The organism is Kosakonia sp. R1.Fl (assembly GCF_023516815.1).
In the GTDB taxonomy this organism is placed as follows: domain Bacteria; phylum Pseudomonadota; class Gammaproteobacteria; order Enterobacterales; family Enterobacteriaceae; genus Kosakonia.
Map to the genome: position 1 here is coordinate 64,295 of NZ_JAMGSQ010000001.1, position 17,164 is coordinate 81,458.

A 17,164-nucleotide genomic window follows, 5' to 3' on the forward strand; every position below is an offset into this window, starting at 1 on the left:
AAGGTGATGAACTTTACTGAAAGCAGCTTTTTTTTGCGTGGTATCACCCATAAAAAGGTTTTTGATAGCAAAAAAAGCACAAGACGATGAATTTCCATGCATTGAGGACTTCCTCTTAACAGCGGCAATGTTATGATGGCGAGAATTTTCCCCCAGAAGCTTAGATCCTTGAGAGCCTGAACATGTTTAAAAAACTACTCTTTCCGTTGGTCGCTTTATTTATGCTGGCCGGGTGCGCAACCCCGCCGACAACGCTTGATGTCACCCCAAAAATTACTCTGCCGCAGCAGGATCCAAGCCTGATGGGTGTCACCGTGAGCATCAACGGTGCCGATCAGCGCCCGGATCAAGCGCTGGCCAAAGTGACGCGCGATAACCAGCTGGTTACCCTGACAGCCTCCCGCGATCTGCGTTTCCTGCTGCAAGAAGTGCTGGAAAAACAGATGACCGCGCGCGGTTATATGATCGGGCCGAACGGCGCGGTAAACCTGCAGATTATTGTTAACCAGCTGTATGCGGATGTCTCTCAGGGCAACGTCCGCTACAACATCGCGACCAAAGCGGATATCGCAATCATCGCCACAGCCGCGAACGGCAACAAGATGACCAAAAACTACCGCGCAAGCTATAACGTCGAAGGCGCATTCCAGGCTACCAACGACAAGATTGCCGGTGCGGTTAACAGCGTGTTGACTGACACCATCGCTGATATGTCTCAGGACACCAGCATTCACGACTTCATCAAGCAAAACGCCCGTTAATCTTTTTCTGGCCCGGTTTTCCGGGCCAGTTTTTAACTCATGTCCAGTCACTACTTACGCATTTTCACCCAACCGAAATCAGCCATCCTGCTGATTCTGGGTTTTGCTTCCGGTTTGCCTCTCGCCCTGACCAGCGGCACGCTCCAGGCATGGATGACCGTTGAAAACATCGATTTAAAAACCATCGGTTTCTTTTCTCTGGTCGGCCAGGCTTACGTGTTTAAGTTTTTGTGGTCACCGCTGATGGATCGCTACACACCGCCTTTACTCGGGCGTCGTCGCGGCTGGCTGCTCCTTACGCAAATTCTGCTGCTGGTGTCGATTGCCGCAATGGGTTTCCTCGATCCGGCCAACCATCTGCGCTGGATGGCAGCGCTGGCTGTGCTTATCGCTTTCTGCTCTGCGTCTCAGGATATAGTGTTTGACGCCTGGAAAACGGATGTGCTGCCGCTCGAAGAGCGAGGCGCAGGTGCGGCAATAAGCGTGCTGGGCTATCGGCTCGGAATGTTGGTTTCCGGAGGACTGGCTTTATGGCTGGCGGATCGCTGGCTCGGCTGGCAGGGAATGTACTGGTTGATGGCCGTGCTACTGGTCCCGTGCATTATCGCCACCCTGCTCGCACCGGAGCCAGAGGATGTGATTCCGGTGCCGAAAACGCTGGAACGCGCCGTTGTCGAGCCGCTGCGTGATTTCTTCGGGCGCAATAACGCCTGGCTTATCCTTCTATTAATAGTGCTGTACAAACTGGGCGATGCGTTCGCCATGAGCCTGACAACAACATTTCTCATCCGCGGTGTCGGTTTTGGTGCCGGAGAAGTCGGCGTGGTGAACAAAACCCTCGGGCTTATCGCCACGATTATCGGCGCGTTATTTGGCGGCGTACTGATGCAACGGTTATCCCTGTTCCGAGCGCTGTTCATTTTTGGCGTACTGCAGGCCATTTCGAATGCCGGTTACTGGCTGCTATCGATTACGGCGAAAAGCATTTTTACGATGGGTTCAGCCGTCTTTTTAGAAAACTTATGTGGCGGCATGGGAACCGCGGCGTTTGTTGCACTTTTAATGACCCTCTGCAACAAATCCTTCTCCGCAACGCAGTTTGCTCTGCTCTCGGCGCTATCGGCGGTTGGACGCGTCTATGTCGGCCCGCTGGCTGGCTGGTTTGTTGAAAGTTACAGCTGGTCGACGTTCTATCTCTTTTCGATTGTGGCCGCGCTTCCCGGTCTGTTATTGCTGATGTTGTGCAAAAAAACGCTGGCATTTACGCAACAGAGTGAAAGTTTTCTCTGCAGGACGGAATACGCTGCGGCCTACCGGCTGGCGCTGCGCATACTGAGCGCCGGTTGCGTGCTGTTAGGATGCTGGCTGCTGGTACTGATGATTAACGCCGCAGGTTTGACTGACTGGTCTTTCGGCACCACGCTGCTGGAATGGGGCGCACTGCTAGCGATTATCGGCATTGTGTTTGGCGGTGTGTTGGATCTGCTGGCGCTACGTAAAACAGAGTTGCTATAACCTGTTAAAACGACGTGATAAAAAAGCGCCTGCGGGCGCTTTTTTTGGCGTCAAAGCCTCGAAATGTTAAAAAACAGTACAGTGACAAAAAAATCACTAAAGAATATATTTGCTGGCTATTTTCCTATTAAAATCAGGTCATCAAAAAATAAAAACGGCCCAAAACAATTCACCAAAGTTATTATTATGCTCAATAAATAAACATCCTATCTTTTTAGCAAATCACCTAATTCAAACTGAACAAATAAAAAATCTTAATTGTTTTGTGCCTTATAAATTAAAGGCTACTCTTTAACGATTCAGCACGGTTATTAATTGTTGGGTTTCAAGTTCGTTCCAATAATGTTCAATATTTGCTGGATATTTGTTAAATAAATGTATATTTAATTGATTGGTTATACCAATTTACCCCCAACACTGATTGTGATGTAATTTTTCCGTTATAATCTCACTCTCTGGCAGTGCGAATCGCTTTTTTTACAGATTGTTGCATTCGATGTGACATAAACGGCAAAAGCCAGTAACACCTTACTGACACAGAGCCAATCATGTTTACAGTAACGTAACCTTTCCGTAAAATGCCCGCACACTTTAAGCGCCACCAGATCCCGTGGAATTGAGGTCGTTAAATGAGACTCAGGAAATACAATAAAAGTTTGGGATGGTTGTCATTAATCGCCGGTACTGTTTTACTCAGTGGCTGCGATTCTGCACTTCTTGACCCCAAAGGACAGATTGGACTGGAGCAACGTTCGCTGATACTGACGGCTTTTGGCCTGATGTTGATTGTCGTTATTCCCGCCATCTTGATGGCCGTTGGTTTCGCCTGGAAGTATCGTGCGAGCAATAAAGATGCGAAGTATAGCCCTAACTGGTCACACTCCAATAAAGTGGAAGCTGTGGTCTGGACGGTGCCAATTCTGATCATCCTGTTCCTTGCCGTATTGACATGGAAAACCACCCACGCGCTTGAACCAAGCAAACCATTAGCCCATGACGAACAACCGATCACCATTGAAGTTGTTTCTATGGACTGGAAATGGTTCTTCATCTATCCGGAGCAGGGCATTGCTACCGTGAACGAAATCGCCTTCCCGGCTAACGTTCCGGTTCAGTTCAAAGTGACCTCCAACTCCGTGATGAACTCGTTCTTTATCCCGAAACTGGGTAGCCAGATTTATGCGATGGCCGGTATGCAGACTAACCTGCATCTGATCGCCAACGAAGCTGGCACCTACGATGGTATCTCCGCAAGCTACAGCGGCCCGGGCTTCTCGGGTATGAAGTTTAAAGCAATTGCTACGCCGGACCGTGCCGCATTCGACCAGTGGGTCGCAAAAGCGAAACAAGCTCCAAATACCCTGCCGGATATGGCAGCGTATGACAAACTTGCTGCGCCAAGCGAATACAACAAGGTTGAATACTTCTCCAGCGTGAAACCCGATTTGTTTAAAGACGTTATCAACAAATTTATGGGCCACGGCATGAGCATGGACATGAACCAACCGAAGGGCGAGCATAGCGAGCACGAAGGTATGGAAGGCATGGACATGAGCCACGCGGAAACCTCTCACTAAGGGGTCGAGGAAGAAAACGATGTTCGGAAAATTGACACTGGATGCAGTCCCCTACCATGAACCCATTATTGTGGTTACGGTGGCTGCCATTATCATCGGTGGCCTGGCATTACTGGCCCTGATTACTTACTTCGGTAAGTGGAACTACTTGTGGAAAGAGTGGCTGACTTCGGTTGACCACAAAAAACTCGGCATCATGTACTGCATCGTCGGTATCGTAATGCTGATTCGTGGCTTTGCTGACGCCATCATGATGCGTAGCCAGCAAGCACTCGCCTCGGCGGGTGAAGCAGGCTTCCTGCCGCCGCACCACTACGATCAGATCTTCACCGCCCACGGCGTGATCATGATCTTCTTCGTAGCAATGCCGCTGGTTATCGGTCTGATGAACGTGGTGATCCCACTGCAGATCGGCGCTCGCGACGTGGCGTTCCCGTTCCTGAACAACCTGAGCTTCTGGTTCACGGTTGTCGGTGTGATCCTGGTTAACCTGTCTCTCGGCGTGGGTGAATTCGCGCAGACTGGCTGGCTGGCTTATCCGCCGCTATCGGGAATCGAGTACAGTCCGGGCGTAGGGGTCGATTACTGGATCTGGGCACTTCAGCTCTCCGGTATCGGTACGACGCTGACCGGTATCAACTTCTTCGTCACCATTCTGAAGATGCGTGCGCCGGGCATGACCATGTTCAAGATGCCGGTATTTACCTGGGCATCACTGTGCGCCAACGTGCTGATTATTGCCTCGTTCCCGATCCTGACTGTCACCGTCGCGCTGCTGACCCTGGACCGCTATCTGGGTACCCATTTCTTCACCAACGAAATGGGCGGCAACATGATGATGTACATCAACCTGATCTGGGCCTGGGGCCATCCGGAAGTGTACATCCTGGTTCTGCCGGTGTTCGGTGTGTTCTCGGAAGTCGCCGCGACCTTCTCGCGTAAGCGCCTGTTCGGTTACACCTCGCTGGTTTGGGCGACCGTGTGCATTACCGTACTGTCGTTTATCGTTTGGTTGCACCACTTCTTCACCATGGGTGCGGGCGCGAACGTTAACGCCTTCTTCGGTATCGCCACCATGATTATCGCCATCCCGACCGGGGTGAAGATCTTCAACTGGCTGTTCACCATGTACCAGGGCCGTATCGTGTTCCATTCAGCAATGATGTGGACCATCGGCTTTATCGTGACCTTCTCTGTGGGCGGTATGACCGGCGTACTGCTGGCGGTACCGGGCGCGGACTTTGTGCTGCACAACAGTCTGTTCCTGATTGCTCACTTCCATAACGTCATCATCGGCGGTGTGGTATTTGGTTGCTTTGCGGGTATCACTTACTGGTGGCCGAAAGCGTTTGGCTTCACCCTGAATGAAACCTGGGGTAAACGCGCGTTCTGGTTCTGGATCATCGGCTTCTTCGTGGCATTTATGCCGCTGTATGTGCTGGGCTTTATGGGTATGACCCGTCGCCTGAGCCAGCAGATCGATCCGCAGTTCCACACCATGCTGGTGGTTGCCGCTTGCGGCGCTGCGCTGATTGCCTGCGGTATTCTGTGCCAGCTGATTCAGTACTACGTCTCCATCCGCGACCGTCACCTCAACCGTGACCTGACCGGTGACCCGTGGGGCGGCCGTACGCTGGAGTGGGCAACCTCTTCTCCGCCGCCGTTCTACAACTTCGCTGAAGTGCCACACGTTCATGAGCGTGATGCATTCTGGGAAATGAAAGAAAAAGGCGAAGCGTACAAGCAACCTGCGCATTATGAAGAAATTCATATGCCGAAAAACAGCGGTGCGGGCATTGTTATTGCAGCTTTCGCAACGGTGTTTGGCTTTGCCATGATCTGGCACATCTGGTGGATGGCGATCGTCGGTTTCGCCGGCATCGTAATTAGCTGGATTGTGAAGAGCTTTGACGAGGACGTGGATTACTACGTACCGGTTGCAGAAGTCGAAAAACTGGAAAATCAGCATTTCGATGAGATCAAAAAGGCAGGGCTGAAAAATGGCAACTGATACTCTGACGACTGCGAACGCCCACGCGCACGAACATGGGCACCATGATTCAGGACCGACGAAAGTCTTCGGTTTCTGGATCTACCTGATGAGCGACTGCATTCTGTTCTCGATCCTGTTCGCGACCTATGCCGTGTTAGTGAATAACACGGCGGGTGGCCCGTCGGGTAAAGACATCTTTGAACTGCCGTTCGTTCTGGTGGAAACCGCCCTGCTGCTGTTCAGCTCCATTACCTATGGCATGGCGGCGATCGCCATGTATAAGAACAACAAAAGCCAGGTTGTTTCCTGGCTGGCGTTGACCTGGCTGTTCGGCGCAGGCTTCATCGGGATGGAACTCTATGAATTCCATCACCTGATTGTTGAAGGCATGGGGCCGGATCGCAGTGGCTTCCTGTCAGCGTTCTTCGCGCTGGTTGGCACTCACGGTCTGCACGTGACCTCGGGTCTGATCTGGATGGCAGTGCTGATGTTCCAGATTTCCCGTCGCGGCCTGACCAGTACAAACCGTACACGTATCCTGTGCCTGAGCCTGTTCTGGCACTTCCTGGACGTGGTATGGATTTGTGTATTCTCAGTCGTTTATCTGATGGGGGCGATGTAATGAGTCATTCAACCGATCATGGCGCTTCCCACGGTAGCGTAAAAACCTACATGACAGGTTTTATCCTGTCGATCATCCTGACGGTGATCCCGTTCTGGATGGTGATGAGCGGTACTGCGTCCCACGTGGCGATTCTCGGCACTGTGCTGGTGACAGCAGTAGTACAGATTCTGGTGCATCTGGTGTGCTTCCTGCACATGAACACCAAGTCTGATGAAGGCTGGAACATGACGGCTTTCGTCTTTACTGTGCTGATCATCGCGATCGTGGTGGTAGGTTCCATCTGGATTATGTGGAACCTCAACTACAACATGATGGTTCGATAAGAGCGGCGAAGTATGTTTAAGCAATACCTGCAAGTCACGAAACCGGGCATTATTTTTGGCAACTTGATCTCCGTGATCGGGGGATTCCTGCTGGCCTCTAAAGGCCACATCGATTATCCCCTGTTCATCTACACGCTGATTGGTGTGTCGCTGGTGGTCGCCTCTGGTTGTGTTTTTAACAACTACATCGATCGTGACATCGACAAAAAGATGGAACGGACGAAAAACAGGGTGCTGGTCAGAGGGCTGATCTCGCCAAAAGTCTCGCTGGTTTACGCCGCCTTGCTGGGTATTGCTGGCTTCATGCTGCTGTGGTTTGGCGCTAACCCGCTGGCCTGCTGGCTCGGGGTAATGGGGTTCGTGGTATATGTGGGCGTCTACAGCCTGTATATGAAACGCCACTCCGTTTACGGTACGCTGATTGGTTCACTCTCCGGCGCTGCGCCGCCGGTGATTGGCTACTGTGCCGTCACCAACGAGTTTGACAGCGGCGCGGCGATCCTGCTGGCCATTTTCAGCCTGTGGCAGATGCCTCACTCGTATGCTATCGCGATTTTCCGCTTTAAGGATTATCAGGCAGCGAATATCCCGGTACTGCCGGTAGTGAAAGGCATTTCCGTGGCGAAAAACCATATCACGCTCTACATCCTGGCGTTCGCTATCGCCACCCTGATGCTGTCGCTTGGCGGCTACGCCGGTTACAAATACCTGGTCGTTGCCGCAGCGGTAAGCCTTTGGTGGCTGGGCATGGCGCTGCGTGGTTACAAAGTTGAGGATGACAAGGTATGGGCGCGCAAACTGTTCGTCTTTTCCATTGTCGCTATCACCTCGCTCAGCGTGATGATGTCGGTCGATTTTATGGTGCCGGATTCCCATAACCTGTTGACCTACGTCTGGTGATCCAAACCGCCATTATAAAGGGTGCTACGGCACCCTTTTTTCATGCCCAAATGCCCCGCTCTACAGGTAATATTTGTTAATTAAGCTGTTATTTACCCCGCCCTGCCCCCGCACTACACTATGTCCGGTTTTCAAATTGAGGTGGTAATGAACGATTATAAAATGACGCCAGGCGAGTTGCGCGCCACCTGGGGTTTAGGGACTGTATTCTCACTGCGCATGCTCGGCATGTTTATGGTCCTGCCCGTTCTGACCACGTACGGTATGGCGCTGCAGGGCGCCAGTGAAGCACTCATCGGTCTGGCGATTGGTATTTATGGCCTCGCGCAAGCCGTGTTTCAAATTCCCTTTGGCTTGCTTTCTGACCGCATTGGCCGCAAGCCGCTTATCGTTGGTGGGTTAGCGATTTTTGTTGCCGGTAGCGTGATTGCCGCCCTTTCCGATTCTATCTGGGGCATTATTCTTGGCCGCGCATTACAAGGCTCCGGTGCCATCGCCGCCGCTGTTATGGCGCTTCTTTCCGATCTCACTCGCGAACAGAATCGTACCAAAGCGATGGCCTTTATCGGCGTTAGTTTTGGCGTCACCTTCGCCATTGCCATGGTGCTTGGCCCGATTATCACGCATCAGTTGGGTTTGCATGCGCTGTTCTGGATGATTGCCGGGTTGGCAACTGCCGGTATTGCGTTGACTATCTGGGTCGTGCCAGACAGTCAGCAACATGTGCGTAACCGCGAATCCGGCATGGTGAAAGACTGTTTCCAGATGGTGATGGTCAACCCGAAGCTGCTAAAACTCAACTTTGGCATTATGTGCCTGCATATCCTGCTGATGTCGACGTTTGTTGCCCTGCCAGGCCAACTCGAAGCCGCCGGTTTTCTCGCACCGGATCACTGGAAAATCTACCTGGTCACCATGCTTATCTCTTTCGTTTCGGTGGTGCCATTTATTATCTACGCCGAAGTGAAGCGCCGCATGAAGCGCGTTTTCGTGTTCTGCGTGGCGCTGCTGCTGATTGCTGAAATCGTGTTGTGGGGCGCGGGGCCACATTTCTGGGAAATCGTCATTGGTGTACAGATCTTTTTCCTCGCCTTTAACCTGATGGAAGCATTACTACCCTCGTTAATCAGCAAAGAAGCGCCCGCGGGCTATAAAGGCACGGCGATGGGGATTTACTCCACCAGCCAGTTTATCGGCGTGGCAATTGGTGGCGCACTCGGCGGCTGGGTAGATGGTCTGTTTGATTCACAAACGGTATTCCTTGCCGGCGCATTGCTGGCGATGGTCTGGCTGCTTGTCGCAGGCACCATGCAGGAACCGCCCTATGTCAGCAGCCTGCGCATCGCGATCCCGGAAAATGTCACCATCAATGAAGCGTTGCAAAAACGTTTGCTGGCAACAAAGGGAGTAAGTGAAGTATTGGTGGTTGCCGAAGAGCGTAGCGCTTACGTCAAGATTGACAGTAAGGTCACTAACCGCTTTGAGGTTGAACAAGCGGTAACGGGTTAACGCTGCGACACGCTCTCTCCGCCAGGGAGAGAGCGCGCATATTAATCGCGGAAGTTTTTGAACTGGAACGGCTGACCGAGATTGCCGCCGCGCACCAGTGCCATAACAGACTGCAAGTCATCACGGGATTTCCCGGTCACACGAATTTCTTCGCCCTGAATCTGCGCCTGCACTTTCAGCTTGCTGTCTTTAATCAGCTTGATGATTTTCTTCGCTGTCGGCGCATCAATGCCCTGCTTCAGTTTTGCTTCCACGAACCAGGTCTTGCCGCTGTGGACAAACTCTTCCGGCACGTCCAGCGACGCCCCTTCAATGCCGCGTTTCAGCAACTTAGCGCGTAAAATATCCAGAAGCTGGTTAACCTGGAAATCGGATTCGCTCAGAACTTTAATGGTCTGTTTCTCTTCGTTCAGGTCAAACGTGGCTTCAACGTTGCGAAAATCAAAGCGAGTCCCTACTTCACGGGTCGCATTCTCAACGCCGTTTTGCACTTCTCGCATTTCAACTTCGGAAACGATATCGAAAGATGGCATCTTTTCTTCTCCCTCTACATTTGTTGCGTTGCATAATACCCGCAACGAGGCATAACTCAACTTGTAATACGGGAAGCTTAGCCGACAGCGCTATAATGGTGAAAGCAACACCTGGCGACGTTGCAGGTGAGGAGGATAAATGAGAATTACCGTACTCGGATGCGGTGCTTTAGGGCAATTGTGGTTAACCGCGTTGTGTAAAAAGGGACATGAGGTACAGGGTTGGTTGCGCGTGCCACAGCCATTTTGCAGTGTGAATGTCGTTGATGAAGACGGCTCAATATTTAACGAATCCCTGACGGCCAACGATCCTGAATTCCTGGCGCGTAGCGATTTATTGCTGGTGACGTTAAAAGCGTGGCAAGTTTCCGATGCGGTGAAAGGGCTGGCTGCAACACTCTCACCTTCCACTCCCGTGTTACTGATTCACAACGGCATGGGTACTGTCGAAGAGTTGAAAGCGCTGGCGAATCCGTTACTCATCGGCACCACGACTCATGCTGCGCGCCGCGATGGCAACGTTATCGTGCACGTTGCCAGCGGCACCACGCACATTGGCCCGGCGCGACAGCAGGATGGCGAGTTCAGCTATCTGGCTGACATTCTGCAGGATGTGCTGCCGGACGTAGCCTGGCATAATACGATTCGTCCTGCGCTGTGGCGCAAACTGGCAGTGAACTGCGTCATCAACCCGTTAACCGCACTGCATGACTGTAAAAATGGCTATCTGCGTGCTTTCCCGGAGGAGATCCAAAAGGTGACGCATGAAGTTGCCGCGGTGATTGAACGCGAAGGCCACCATATTTCTGCCGATGATTTACTGAGCTACGTGAATCAGATTATTGAAAACACGGCAGAAAATATCTCATCTATGCTGCAGGACGTACGCGCGATGCGCCATACCGAATGTGATTATATTACGGGTTACCTGCTCAGACGCGCCCGCGCGCACGGTATTGCGGTGCCGGAAAACGCCCGTCTGTATGAAATGATTAAACGTAAGGAGAGTGAGTATGAGCGCATCGGCTCTGATATGTCTCGCCCCTGGTAGTGAAGAAACCGAAGCGGTCACCACTATCGATTTGCTGGTACGTGGTGGAATTGCCGTTACTACCGCCAGCGTCGCCAGCGATGGCAATCTGGTCATCACTTGCTCACGCGGCGTAAAACTGCTGGCGGATGCGCCGTTAGTAGAAGTAGCCGATGGCGATTACGACGTGATTGTGCTGCCCGGCGGTCTGAAAGGGGCGGAGTGTTTTCGCGATAGTCCGTTACTGGTGGAAACCGTGCGCCAGTTTCACCTCTCGGGCCGTATCGTCGCCGCAATTTGTGCTGCGGCGGGCACCGTGCTGGTGCCGCATGAGATTTTCCCGCTGGGCAATATGACCGGTTTTCCGGGCCTGAAAGAGACTATTCCCGCCGAACAGTGGCAGGATAAACGAGTAGTGTGGGATCCGCGTGTCAATCTACTCACCAGCCAGGGGCCGGGCACCGCCATCGATTTTGGTTTGAAGATCATTGATTTACTGGTGGGGCGCGAAAAAGCGCACGAAGTGGCGTCACAGCTGGTGATGGCTGCCGGAATTTATAACTACTACGAAGCCTGAAAACAAAAAGCCCGGCGGTGCGATGCCTGCCGGGCTCTCAATGCAAAGTAACGCGAAAGCTGCCGGAAAAGGTCACCCTCTCCGGCAGTTTTTTATGGGCGATAAACTTTAACGTTGGCAAAGCCCTGCTCGCGCAGATAGAGCGCCTGCAAGCGGCTCATCACGCCGCGCTCGCACCACAGCAACCAGGTTTTGTTCTGATCGAGGTCGCCAAATTTGGTGCTCAGTTTATAGAACGGCAGCGAAACCACGTCGATCCCTTCCAGCTTCAGCGGTTTGTCATCCTGTTCATCAATAGAACGAATATCCAGGATCACATCGTTCGGGCCAAAACCGGTTACCGTTTCGACTTCAACAACCGTTTCCTGCGTCTGCTGGGCAATTTCACGGATATCGATATTGCTCGCTTCAGCAACCACTTTATCGAGGATGGAGAAGTCGAAATGCTCCTCTTCCGCTTCGATTTTCGCCTTCACCGCTTTTACAGTTGGGCTTTTCGAGATCACACCACAATACTCCGGCATGGTACGGGCGAAATCTTCAGTACCGATTTCACGCGCCAGATCGATGATGTGCTCTTTATCGTAAGAGATAAGCGGGCGCAAAATCAGCGTGTCAGAAACGTTATCGATTAAACGCAGGTTGGTCAGCGTCTGGCTGGAGACCTGGCCCAGAGCTTCACCGGTCACCAGCGCTTGCACGCCGTAGCGCTCAGCCACTTTTGACGCTGCGCGCACCATCATGCGTTTCAACACTACGCCCATCTGGCCGTCATCCACTTTTTCGAGGATTTCACCGACTACAGGTTCAAAGTTGATCGCCACAAACCGTACGCGGTGGGAACTGCCAAAACGGTTCCACAAATAGTGCGCCACCTGGCGAACGCCAATTTCATGCGCGGCGCCGCCCAGGTTAAAGAAGCAGTAGTGTACGCGGCAACCGCGACGCATCAGCATATAGCTGGAAACGCCAGAGTCGAAACCGCCGGAGATGAGCGACAGCACATCTTCCTGAGTGCCGATCGGGAAACCGCCAATACCTTCATAACGGCCTTTCACTAACAGCAGGCGATCGTCTTCGATCTCCAGATTCACCGTCACATCCGGGTGAGTCAGTTTGACACGCGCAGAGTCGACATGCTGGTTCAGACCGCCGCCGACGTAACGTTCAACTTCAATCGAGCTAAACTCATGTTTGCCGCGGCGTTTAACGCGTACGCAGAAGGTTTTACCTTCGATCTGCTCGCGGTACTGCACCAGCGCTTTCTCAAAAATGTCGTGCAGCGAGGTGAAAGGAACATCTTCCACTTCGAGAATATGGTGGATGCCCGGAATACGGGTCAGCGCGTCGCGGATAGCCAGGCGCTGATTTTCATCTTTGGCGCGCACTTCGATATGATCCCAGTGGCGGACAACGGCGAGGGTCTCGTCGTAGTGCTTCAGAACGTTACGAATGTTCCCGGTCAAAATTTTAATAAAGCGCAAACGCACAGATTGGCTTTTGATGGTGATTTCCGGGAACAATTTAATGATAAACTTCATGGCGGCAATGGTTCGTTGGCAAGCCCGGCTGGGCCTGTATAGGAAAATAGTACAGCAGCCCCATACCCGCGGCTGCATCCAGGCGCAGGAGTATACCACCATCGCAATAAAGCTGCGCACATTGCATTACCATTGCGCGTTATTTGCTAAGCGCCGTGACTTCGCTACCATAGCTACGTTGAGCCAGAACAATAGAAGAGTCAGACATTCACTATGCCAAAGAAAAACGACGCACCGGCCAGTTTTGAAACAGCGCTAAGCGAACTGGAACAGATTGTCACTCGTCTTGAAAGCGGCGATCTTCCGCTTGAAGAGGCACTCAATGAATTCGAACGCGGCGTGCAGCTGGCGCGCCAGGGACAGGTGAAACTCCAGCAGGCGGAACAACGCGTGCAGATCCTGCTCTCTGATTCACAAGAGGCTCCCCTTACGCCTTTTGCTCCGGACGCTGAATAAATGGATTTCGATCAACAGCTACAGGCCTGTGTCTCTCAGGCCAATGAAGCGCTGCGCCGATTTATCGCGCCACTGCCCTTTCAGAACACTCCTCTGGTTGAGGCCATTTCCTATGGCGCATTATTAGGCGGTAAACGTCTGCGCCCTTTTTTGGTTTATGCCACGGGCACCATGTTCGGCGTTAGCCAGCAAACGCTGGATGCGCCTGCAGCGGCGGTGGAGTGTATTCACGCTTACTCGCTGATCCACGACGATCTGCCCGCCATGGATGATGATGATCTCCGTCGGGGTTTACCGACATGCCATATTAAGTTTGGTGAAGCCAGCGCCATCCTCGCGGGTGATGCGTTACAAACTCTGGCTTTCTCCATTCTTGCAGATGCACCAATGGCAGAAGTCGATGCGCGTGACCGGCTGGCGATGGTTTCGGAACTGGCTCACGCCAGCGGCGTCGCAGGAATGTGCGGCGGCCAGGCACTGGATCTCGCAGCGGAAGGCAAGCAGGTTTCACTGGCTGAACTGGAGCAGATCCATCGCCACAAAACCGGCGCGCTGATTCGCGCAGCGGTGCGAATGGGCGCGCTAAGCGCAGGGGATAAAGGCCGCGAAGCCCTGCCATTGCTCGATCGCTATGCCGAATGCGTTGGTCTGGCGTTCCAGGTTCAGGATGACATTCTGGATGTTGTCGGCGATACTGCGACGCTTGGCAAACGCCAGGGCGCTGACCAGCAACTGGGGAAAAGCACCTATCCCGCACTACTGGGCCTTGAGCAAGCCCGGACAAAAGCCCGCGACCTGATTGACGACGCCCGGCAAGCTTTAAGCCTGCTTGCGGCACAGTCGCTGGATACGACGGCACTGGAAGCACTGGCGAATTATATAATCCAGCGTGATAAATAACGAAAACACCACGATGAGTCTCTGATGAGTTTTGATATAGCCAAATACCCGACGCTGGCGCTGGTTGATACCACGCAAGAGTTGCGCCTGCTGCCGAAAGAGAGCCTGCCGAAGCTATGCGACGAACTGCGTCGCTACCTGCTCGACAGCGTGAGCCGCTCCAGCGGGCACTTCGCCTCCGGGCTTGGCACGGTTGAATTGACCGTCGCGCTACATTACGTCTATAACACGCCATTTGATCAACTGATCTGGGACGTGGGTCACCAGGCGTATCCACATAAAATTCTGACCGGACGTCGTGACAAAATCGGCACCATCCGGCAGAAAAACGGGTTGCACCCTTTCCCATGGCGCGGCGAAAGCGAATACGACGTGCTGAGCGTCGGTCATTCATCAACGTCCATTAGCGCCGGTATTGGCGTGGCTGTCGCAGCCGCGAAAGAGGGCAAACAGCGTCGCACCGTCTGCGTGATTGGCGATGGCGCGATCACCGCAGGCATGGCATTTGAAGCCATGAACCACGCGGGCGATATCCGCCCAGATATGCTGGTGGTGTTAAACGACAACGAGATGTCGATTTCTGAGAATGTCGGCGCGCTGAATAATCACCTGGCGCAGTTGCTCTCCGGCAAGCTCTACTCCACGCTGCGCGAAGGCGGTAAAAAAGTGCTTTCCGGCGTACCGCCGATTAAAGAGCTGATTAAGCGCACCGAAGAGCACATCAAAGGCATGGTGGTGCCGGGTACGCTGTTTGAAGAGCTGGGCTTTAACTATATCGGCCCGGTCGACGGTCACGATGTGCTGGGGTTAGTGCAGACGCTGCGCAATATGCGCGATCTGAAAGGCCCGCAGTTCCTGCATATCATGACCAAAAAAGGGCGCGGTTATGAACCGGCCGAAAAAGATCCGATCACATTCCACGCAGTACCGAAATTCGATCCCACCAGTGGAACGCTGCCTAAAAGCAGCGGCGGCATGCCGAGCTATTCGAAGATTTTCGGCGACTGGCTGTGCGAAACCGCCGCCAAAGATAGCAAGCTGATGGCGATCACGCCGGCGATGCGTGAAGGTTCCGGCATGGTTGAGTTTTCGCGCAAATACCCGGATCAATACTTTGATGTGGCGATTGCCGAACAGCACGCGGTGACATTTGCCGCAGGTCTTGCGATTGGCGGCTATAAGCCGGTGGTGGCGATTTACTCCACTTTCCTGCAACGCGCCTACGATCAGGTTATTCATGATGTGGCGATCCAGAAACTGCCGGTACTGTTCGCTATCGACCGTGCCGGGATCGTTGGTGCAGACGGTCAAACCCACCAGGGCGCGTTTGATATCTCTTATCTGCGCTGCATCCCGGGCATGGTGGTGATGACCCCGAGCGACGAAAACGAATGTCGCCAGATGCTGTTTACCGGCTATCACTACGCAGATGGCCCAAGCGCGGTGCGCTACCCGCGCGGCAATGCCGTTGGTGTGCCGCTGCAACCGCTGGAAAAAATGCCCATCGGCAAAGGTGTGGTGAAACGCCGTGGCGAAAAAGTGGCAATTCTTAATTTTGGCACGCTATTGCCGGAGGCGGAAAAAGCCGCCGAAGCGCTGAACGCCACGCTTATCGATATGCGTTTTGCCAAACCGCTGGATGAGGCGCTGATTCTGGAAACCGCCGCACACCATGAATCGCTGGTAACGCTGGAAGAAAACGCCATTATCGGTGGCGCTGGTAGCGGCGTGAATGAGGTGCTGATGGCTCACCGCAGACCAGTACCGGTGCTGAATCTTGGACTGCCGGATTTCTTTATCCCGCAAGGCACGCAGGATGAAGCCCGCGCCGAAATAGGCCTGGATGCCGCAGGGATTGAATCCCGCATCAGAAACTGGCTTGCCTGACCCTCCCCTTTCCGCTCCTGCTATGCTTAAACGTACGTTTTGACAAGCAGGAGTGGAACCATGCAATACAACACATTAGGAAAAACAGACCTGAAGGTTTCCCGCCTTTGTCTGGGCTGCATGACGTTTGGCGAACCGGATCGCGGTAAACACGCCTGGACTTTGCCCGAAGAGAGCAGCCGCCCCATCATCAAACGCGCCCTGGAAAGCGGGATCAACTTTTTCGATACCGCAAACAGCTACTCAGACGGCAGCAGCGAAGAGATTGTTGGCCGGGCGCTGCGTGATTTCGCCCGTCGCGATGAAGTGGTGGTGGCGACCAAAGTGTATCACCAGGTTGGCGACCTGCCCGAAGGCCTGTCGCGCGCGCAAATTCTACGCTCCATCGACGACAGCCTGCGGCGTCTTGGCATGGAATATGTGGATTTACTGCAAATCCATCGCTGGGATTACACCACGCCTATCGAAGAGACGCTGGAAGCGCTGGACGAAGTAGTGAAAGCCGGTAAGGCGCGCTATATTGGCGCATCGTCAATGCACGCCCGCCAGTTTGCCCAGGCATTAACGTTGCAGGAGCAAAACGGCTGGGCGCGCTTTGTTACCATGCAGGATCACTACAATCTGATCTACCGCGAAGAAGAGCGCGAGATGCTGCCGCTGTGCTACAAAGAGGGCGTGGCGATTATTCCGTGGAGCCCGCTGGCGCGCGGGCGTTTAACGCGCCCGTGGGGGGAAACCACTGCGCGTCTGGTGTCGGATGAATTTGGCAAAACGCTGTACAGCGAAACGGATGACAACGACGCGCAGATCGCCGAGCGGCTGGCGGGTGTGGCAGAAGAGATTGGCGCATCGCGCGCGCAGGTCGCGCTGGCGTGGCTGCTGAGTAAACCCGGTGTTGCCGCGCCGATTATCGGTACATCGCGTGAAGAGCAACTGGACGACTTGCTGGGCGCGGTGGATTTAACGCTGAAACCGGAGCAGATAGCCGAGCTGGAAACACCATATAAACCGCATCCAGTGGTGGGCTTTAAGTAAAC

16 protein-coding genes are annotated in these 17,164 nt (G+C 53.4%); 14 read left to right on the forward strand and 2 right to left on the reverse strand.

The window, feature by feature from the left end; genetic code table 11:
* Positions 1-182 precede the first annotated feature (182 nt).
* The 8 genes from M8Q36_RS00320 (at position 183) to M8Q36_RS00355 (ending at position 9,203) form a co-directional block, all read left to right on the forward strand.
* Positions 183-761, forward strand: coding sequence for a lipoprotein (locus M8Q36_RS00320; protein WP_017458882.1), 579 nt, complete (start codon positions 183-185; stop codon positions 759-761).
* A gap of 39 nt (positions 762-800) precedes the next feature.
* Positions 801-2,276: a muropeptide MFS transporter AmpG gene (gene ampG, locus M8Q36_RS00325; RefSeq protein ID WP_249879650.1), complete on the forward strand. Its 1,476-nt coding sequence runs from the start codon at positions 801-803 to the stop codon at positions 2,274-2,276.
* A gap of 629 nt (positions 2,277-2,905) precedes the next feature.
* Positions 2,906-3,853, forward strand: coding sequence for a cytochrome o ubiquinol oxidase subunit II (cyoA, locus tag M8Q36_RS00330; protein ID WP_017458879.1), 948 nt, complete (start codon positions 2,906-2,908; stop codon positions 3,851-3,853).
* Between the two features lie 19 nt (positions 3,854-3,872).
* On the forward strand, positions 3,873-5,864 hold the full coding sequence (cyoB, locus tag M8Q36_RS00335; protein WP_200552979.1) for a cytochrome o ubiquinol oxidase subunit I: 1,992 nt from the start codon (positions 3,873-3,875) through the stop codon (positions 5,862-5,864).
* Positions 5,854-6,468, forward strand: a complete 615-nt coding sequence (locus tag M8Q36_RS00340; RefSeq protein ID WP_017458877.1) for a cytochrome o ubiquinol oxidase subunit III — start codon at positions 5,854-5,856, stop codon at positions 6,466-6,468. The genes cyoB and M8Q36_RS00340 overlap by 11 nt, the downstream gene beginning before the upstream one ends.
* Entirely contained in the window at positions 6,468-6,794 is a 327-nt protein-coding gene (locus M8Q36_RS00345; RefSeq protein ID WP_017458876.1) for a cytochrome o ubiquinol oxidase subunit IV, read from the forward strand. Before M8Q36_RS00340 ends, M8Q36_RS00345 begins: the two co-directional genes overlap by 1 nt.
* A 12-nt stretch (positions 6,795-6,806) precedes the next feature.
* Positions 6,807-7,694, forward strand: a complete 888-nt coding sequence (gene cyoE, locus M8Q36_RS00350; RefSeq protein ID WP_017458875.1) for a heme o synthase — start codon at positions 6,807-6,809, stop codon at positions 7,692-7,694.
* Between the two features lie 147 nt (positions 7,695-7,841).
* Positions 7,842-9,203: an MFS transporter gene (locus M8Q36_RS00355; RefSeq protein ID WP_249879651.1), complete on the forward strand. Its 1,362-nt coding sequence runs from the start codon at positions 7,842-7,844 to the stop codon at positions 9,201-9,203.
* Positions 9,204-9,244: 41 nt separating this feature from the next.
* On the opposite strand, the gene M8Q36_RS00360 is transcribed toward M8Q36_RS00355, so the two are convergent.
* Entirely contained in the window at positions 9,245-9,736 is a 492-nt protein-coding gene (locus tag M8Q36_RS00360; protein WP_249879652.1) for a YajQ family cyclic di-GMP-binding protein, read from the reverse strand.
* A gap of 139 nt (positions 9,737-9,875) precedes the next feature.
* Between M8Q36_RS00360 and panE the strand changes: the two genes are divergently transcribed.
* Positions 9,876-10,787 carry a 2-dehydropantoate 2-reductase gene (gene panE, locus M8Q36_RS00365; protein WP_249879653.1) on the forward strand — a complete coding sequence of 304 codons (912 nt, stop codon included), beginning with the start codon at positions 9,876-9,878 and terminating at the stop codon, positions 10,785-10,787.
* Positions 10,750-11,343: a protein deglycase YajL gene (gene yajL / locus M8Q36_RS00370; RefSeq protein WP_249879654.1), complete on the forward strand. Its 594-nt coding sequence runs from the start codon at positions 10,750-10,752 to the stop codon at positions 11,341-11,343. Before panE ends, yajL begins: the two co-directional genes overlap by 38 nt.
* A gap of 92 nt (positions 11,344-11,435) precedes the next feature.
* On the opposite strand, the gene thiI is transcribed toward yajL, so the two are convergent.
* A complete protein-coding gene (gene thiI / locus M8Q36_RS00375; RefSeq protein WP_249879655.1) occupies positions 11,436-12,884 on the reverse strand; it encodes a tRNA uracil 4-sulfurtransferase ThiI in 1,449 nt (482 codons plus the stop codon).
* Between the two features lie 213 nt (positions 12,885-13,097).
* Here thiI and xseB point away from each other — a divergent pair, with 213 nt between their 5' ends.
* The 4 genes from xseB to M8Q36_RS00395 are packed head-to-tail and all read left to right on the forward strand — an operon-like array spanning position 13,098 to position 17,162.
* Entirely contained in the window at positions 13,098-13,340 is a 243-nt protein-coding gene (xseB, locus tag M8Q36_RS00380; RefSeq protein WP_017458869.1) for an exodeoxyribonuclease VII small subunit, read from the forward strand.
* The gene (ispA, locus tag M8Q36_RS00385) at positions 13,341-14,240 is read left to right on the forward strand and encodes a (2E,6E)-farnesyl diphosphate synthase (RefSeq protein ID WP_249879656.1); all 900 of its coding nucleotides are present in this window, start codon (positions 13,341-13,343) and stop codon (positions 14,238-14,240) included.
* Between the two features lie 24 nt (positions 14,241-14,264).
* Positions 14,265-16,127: a 1-deoxy-D-xylulose-5-phosphate synthase gene (dxs, locus tag M8Q36_RS00390; RefSeq protein WP_249879657.1), complete on the forward strand. Its 1,863-nt coding sequence runs from the start codon at positions 14,265-14,267 to the stop codon at positions 16,125-16,127.
* Positions 16,128-16,187: 60 nt separating this feature from the next.
* A complete protein-coding gene (locus M8Q36_RS00395; RefSeq protein WP_249879658.1) occupies positions 16,188-17,162 on the forward strand; it encodes an aldo/keto reductase in 975 nt (324 codons plus the stop codon).
* Positions 17,163-17,164: the final 2 nt, after the last annotated feature.